We start from the raw sequence: 5,013 nt of genomic DNA, 5'->3' as shown, positions 1-5,013 counted from the left end.
CGGTCGGTGAGCCACTGCCCCAGCTCCATCTGACGGGCCGCGGACCCGTCGGTGATACGCACCGATCGCGCGTACCACCGGGTCACCGACGAGTAGCCGAGTTTCATGGCCAGACCGCGGCGGTCCATTTCCACCAGCAGCGTCAATCGCGTTGCAGCGAGCTCGTTTTCGAGGGAGGACACGCCAGCGAGCTCGGAGACCAATTCCTGGTCGCCGAGCCCGAACACATCCCCCCATGTCTTCACACCACGAAAGCTATACCCACCCACCGACAAGCTTTGTCACGGAGCGACGGTGCGGTACCTGAGCATCATTTCGTGGTCCTCGTGATCAAGCATGTGGCAGTGCCACATGTACCCCTGCAGTTCGCCGCCCCCACCCATGTCGTGTCCACCGTGCTCGCCGCCGTGGTGCGCGGCCGGCCCGGCGAAGGTGGCGTCGGGGTCGAACCCGAGCTCGTCGGCCGTCGGGAATCCAACGAGGATCTGCGTGACGGTGCCCGGGTAGGTGTTGACGGTGTCCTTCCACCCGGCTTCCCACGCCGCCGGGGGCACCGACGGACCGGTGAGGAACTTCTCCACCGGCGGAGCCCATCGGGTACCGAATGTGGGCCTGGGGAAATCACGTTGGTAGGCGGCGAGGTCGATCGGGATGCGTCCCAGCGTCCGGAAGTGGGCCAGGTGCAGGTGAATCGGGTGCGGCTCCACCGTCGTGTTGACGATGTTCCACATCTCCACGGTCCCCTGCTTGGGCATCTCGATGTCCGGGTCCGAGTACCTCAGGTTGTTCAGGTTCATCAGCGTCATGTCCAGGTTGAGCCCACCGGACGGCTGGTTGACGGTGACCGTTCGCGTGAATGTCGCGGTCGGCAACGGCGGCAACACATCCGGCTGCCCCTTGCCACCGCGCAGCAGCGTCGGCATGCCGCCCCGGAACCCCGCCGCGGACGCGACGCGGAACTGGCAGAACATCGGCATCGGGACCGCACCGAGCGATGCCGCCTGAGCGGGTGGTGGCTCGTCGTTGAGCAGCTCGATCAGTGCGCCCGGCTCCACGGCACCGAAATCGAGGAGGATGTCGGCGCGCTCGGCCGGGGCGAGTCGGATGCTGGTGGCTTCCACCGGAGCGTCGAGCAATCCCCCGTCGTTCCCGATGACCCAGAATCGAAGTCTGTTGGTGAAGAACAGGTTCCACACGCTGTACGACCCTGCGTTGACGACGCGCAGTCGGTACATTCCCCTGGCGACTTCCATCGTCGGCCAGATCTTGCCGTTGACGACGCCCACGTCTCCGGTGCCGCCGCCCTCCCATTTACCCTGCGGCACAGTGATGTTGGAACGGATACTCATGCTGCCGTCGGGATTCATGATCTTTTCCTGCAGCACCAACGGCAGCTCGAACTCACCCGACGGCAGACCCAGCACATTGTCGGACGTACCGGTGTCCCAACGGTCCCGCACGAGGTTCATGCCGAGCAGGCCCGCGTACACGTTGATGCGCGTCATCGACATGGCGTGATCGTGGTACCAGAGTCCCGCGGCGTCGTTGAGCCCCGAGAAGTTGTGCGTCATCGACTCCCCCGGGCGCACCAGCATCTCGGAGTGACCGTCGCTCGCCGGTTCGGTGACGGCACCGTGCAAGTGCAGCGCCGTCGGTGTCATCGTGCGGTCCATCTCGCTCATGCCGTGCAGCGAGGTGTCGATGTCGGCGGCGAGCGGGTTGCCTGCGGTTGTGTTGGAGTACTTCAGTGTCCAGGGCTGGCCGGTCTGCGACTCGATGGTCGGTCCGAGGTAGTCGCACTGGCCGTATCCGAAGGTGGGCGCCGGCCGTAGATCGGCGTGGAACACGTGGGTGGAGCTGTGCGCGTCCAACGTCACCTCGGTACCGCTGATCAGCGGCAACCTGGGCAGCTCGTCCCGGAACGGCGTGAGGGGCGGTGAGTGGAACAGCAGGGGGCTCTGGCCACGAAGGAAGTCGTCGGCCATCGCGCGGCGCGTCGTCGACGCCACCGGGAGTGCAGCGGCACCAGCGGCTACTGCGGCGACGGCGAGCCCACGAAGGGCGGTTCGCCTGGACACAGATCCGCTCACCGAGCCACCTCTCTCCTTGTTGTGATTGGGGCCATACTATGTGCCCGTCGGCTCCCGCCGTCACCCCACACTCGGATCGTCCGGCACGTTCCTGCCGGTGGAGGGATCTATCTGTCATGGCAACGATTACTTTCGAGCGCACCACCAGGCTGTTTCCGGGCTCCGACGCCCCCGCGGTGGACGAGCTCGACCTGCACATCGAGGACGGTGAATTCCTCGTTCTGGTCGGCCCGTCGGGTTGCGGAAAGTCGACGTCGCTGCGGATGCTCGCGGGGCTCGAGGAGGTCAATTCCGGTCGCATCCTCATCGGCGGCAAGGACGTCACCCACTCCGAACCCAAGGATCGCGACATCGCGATGGTGTTCCAGAACTACGCGCTGTATCCGCACATGACCGTCGCCGAGAACATGGGCTTCGCTCTGAAGTTGGCGAAGGCGAACAAGGACGACATTCGCGCTCGCGTCGAGGAGGCCGCGAAGCTACTCGACCTCGAGCCGTATCTCGATCGCAAGCCCAAGGCGCTCTCGGGCGGTCAGCGTCAGCGAGTTGCCATGGGCCGCGCCATCGTTCGGCAGCCGCAGGTGTTCCTGATGGACGAGCCCCTGAGCAATCTCGACGCCAAACTGCGAGTCCAGACGCGCACCCAGATCGCGCAGTTGCAGCGCCGGCTCGGGACGACGACGGTCTACGTCACCCACGATCAGGTCGAGGCCATGACGATGGGCGATCGCGTCGCCGTCCTGAAAGGTGGTGTGCTGCAGCAGTGCGCCACCCCGCGCGAGCTGTACCGGAAGCCGGTCAATGCGTTCGTCGCCGGGTTCATGGGCTCACCGTCGATGAATCTGTTCCGCGTCCCGGTCACCGACGGCGGCGTTCGCCTGGCCGATCAGGTGATACCGGTGCCGCGACAAACTCTCGGCTCGGCCACCGAGGTGATGTTCGGCATCAGACCCGAGCACATCGAGATCGCGAGCAGCGGAATCGCTCTGGAGATCGACGTGGTCGAGGAACTCGGCTCCGAGGCCTTCGTGTTCGGCCGTGCGGACATCAACGGCCGCACCGAGACCATCGTCGCACGGGCCGATTGGCGCAGCCCACCCGAGAAGGGTGACCGCGTCCACGTCCGTATCGACGACGCGCACGCGCACATCTTCGACGCCTCCGCCGAGGGTCACCGCCTGAACTGACCGTCGTGCGCGTTGTGCGTACCCCTGGGGACGCACAACGCGCACGGCGTCAGACCAGCAGCTCGGCGATCTGAATCGTGTTGAGCGCCGCGCCCTTACGCAGGTTGTCGCCCGAGACGAACAGTGCCAGTCCGCGGCCCTCGGGAACACCCGGGTCCTGGCGGATCCGGCCGACGAGGGAATCGTCCGCGCCTGCGGCCTGCAACGGCGTCGGCACGTCGACCAGAGAGACGCCCGGGGCGGAGGCGAGCAGCTCACGAGCGCGTTCCACCGAGAGCGGGTTGGCGAATTCGGCATTGATCGACAGCGAGTGCCCGGTGAACACGGGCACGCGGACGCAGGTGCCGCTCACCAGCAGGTCCGGCAGGCCGAGGATCTTGCGCGATTCGTTGCGCAGCTTCTGGTCCTCGTCGGTTTCGCCGGATCCGTCGTCCACCAACGCACCGGCCAGCGGCAGGACGTTGAAGGCGATGGGCGCGACGTACTTGTTCGGGGCCGGGAAATCCACCGACGAACCGTCGTGCACCAGCTTTTCGACGTCGCCGATGACGGCGCGCGCCTGGGTGGCGAGCTCCTCGACGCCGGCGAGTCCGCTGCCGGAGACGGCCTGGTAGCTCGAGACGATCAGGCGCTGCAGGCCTGCTTCGTCGTGCAGCACCTTGAGCACAGGCATCGCGGCCATGGTGGTGCAGTTGGGGTTGGCGATGATGCCGCGGGGCGGGTTCTTCGCGTCCTCGGGGTTGACCTCGCTGACCACCAGCGGCACGTCCGAGTCCTTGCGGAACGCCGAGGAGTTGTCGATAACGGTGGCACCTGCTGCGGCGAAACGCGGTGCCTGCTCACGTGAGAGCGTCGCACCCGCGGAGAACAGCGCGATGTCGATTCCGGCGAGGTCTGCGGTGGAGGCGTCCTCGACGACGATCTCCTCGCCGCGGAACGGCAGCTTCTTGCCCGCCGAGCGCGCGGAGGCGAAGAATCGAACGGTGTCGGCGGGGAAGTTGCGCTCCTCCAACAGAGTTCGCATGACGGCACCGACCTGGCCGGTGGCTCCTACGACTGCAACTGTGGTCATCGTCTATCGTCCTGTTCCTGCGTGTACGACGGCTTCTTCGTCGCCGCCCAGATCGAAGGCGGCGTGCAGCGCGCGTACTGCTTCGTCGAGCTGAGTGTCACTGCAAAGCACCGAGATACGGATCTCCGAGGTGCTGATCAGGTCGATGTTGATGCCGGCGTCGGCGAGGGCCTCACAGAACGTCGCGGTGACGCCGGGGTGGCTCTTCATGCCCGCACCGACGAGGGAGACCTTGCCGATGTGGTCGTCGTAGAGCACCTGAGCGAAGCCGATCTCGGCCTGAAGCTTGGTGAGCTTCTCCACTGCCGTCGGGCCGTCGGCCTTGGGGCAGGTGAAGGTGATGTCGGTCTTGCCGGTGTCGATCTTGGACACGTTCTGCAACACCATGTCGATGTTGATCTCGGAATCCGCCACCGCGCGAAACACTTTGGCGGCGTAGCCGGGGGTGTCGGGCAAGCCGACGACGGTGACCTTCGCCTCGCTGCGATCGTGTGCGACGCCGGTGAGAATTGCTTCTTCCACTGGAATGTCCTCCATAGATCCGGAGACGATCGTTCCGGGTTTCGTGGTGTACGACGAGCGCACGTGAACAGGAACGTTGTAGCGACGCGCGTATTCGACGCAGCGCAGCATGAGCACCTTCGCGCCGCAGGCGGCCATCTCC

4 protein-coding genes and 1 pseudogene are annotated in these 5,013 nt (G+C 65.7%); 1 reads left to right on the top strand and 4 read right to left on the bottom strand.

From position 1 onward, the window contains the following. Positions 1-245, bottom strand: a pseudogene (locus A2J02_RS22855) (HNH endonuclease signature motif containing protein); the annotation flags it as partial. 36 nt (positions 246-281) lie between these two features. Continuing rightward, entirely contained in the window at positions 282-2,090 is a 1,809-nt protein-coding gene (locus A2J02_RS22850) for a multicopper oxidase family protein (protein WP_068054025.1), read from the bottom strand. 116 nt (positions 2,091-2,206) lie between these two features. On the opposite strand from A2J02_RS22850, the gene A2J02_RS22845 reads away from it, so the two are divergent. Next, positions 2,207-3,277 carry an ABC transporter ATP-binding protein gene (locus A2J02_RS22845; protein WP_068054022.1) on the top strand — a complete coding sequence of 357 codons (1,071 nt, stop codon included), beginning with the start codon at positions 2,207-2,209 and terminating at the stop codon, positions 3,275-3,277. A gap of 49 nt (positions 3,278-3,326) precedes the next feature. Here the strand turns inward: A2J02_RS22845 and A2J02_RS22840 are convergent, their stop codons facing one another. Next, positions 3,327-4,349, bottom strand: coding sequence for an aspartate-semialdehyde dehydrogenase (locus A2J02_RS22840; RefSeq protein WP_068054019.1), 1,023 nt, complete (start codon positions 4,347-4,349; stop codon positions 3,327-3,329). 3 nt (positions 4,350-4,352) lie between these two features. Continuing rightward, positions 4,353-5,013: aspartate kinase (locus A2J02_RS22835; RefSeq protein ID WP_156516349.1), on the bottom strand; the 661-nt coding region annotated here is incomplete at its 5' end.

The sequence above is a fragment of the Rhodococcus sp. EPR-147 genome (genome assembly GCF_001647185.1).
Taxonomy (GTDB): Bacteria; Actinomycetota; Actinomycetes; order Mycobacteriales; family Mycobacteriaceae; genus Rhodococcoides.
Note: the sequence above shows the minus strand (reverse complement) of the source record. Positions and strands in the feature narration are given on the sequence as shown.

What these genes read in the sequence shown, in the direction of transcription:
- A2J02_RS22840 (WP_068054019.1), bottom strand. Translation starts at nt 4,349, where the DNA reads ATGACCACAGTTGCAGTCGTAGGAGCCACCGGCCAGGTCGGTGCCGTC.
- A2J02_RS22845 (WP_068054022.1), top strand. Translation starts at nt 2,207, where the DNA reads ATGGCAACGATTACTTTCGAGCGCACCACCAGGCTGTTTCCGGGCTCC.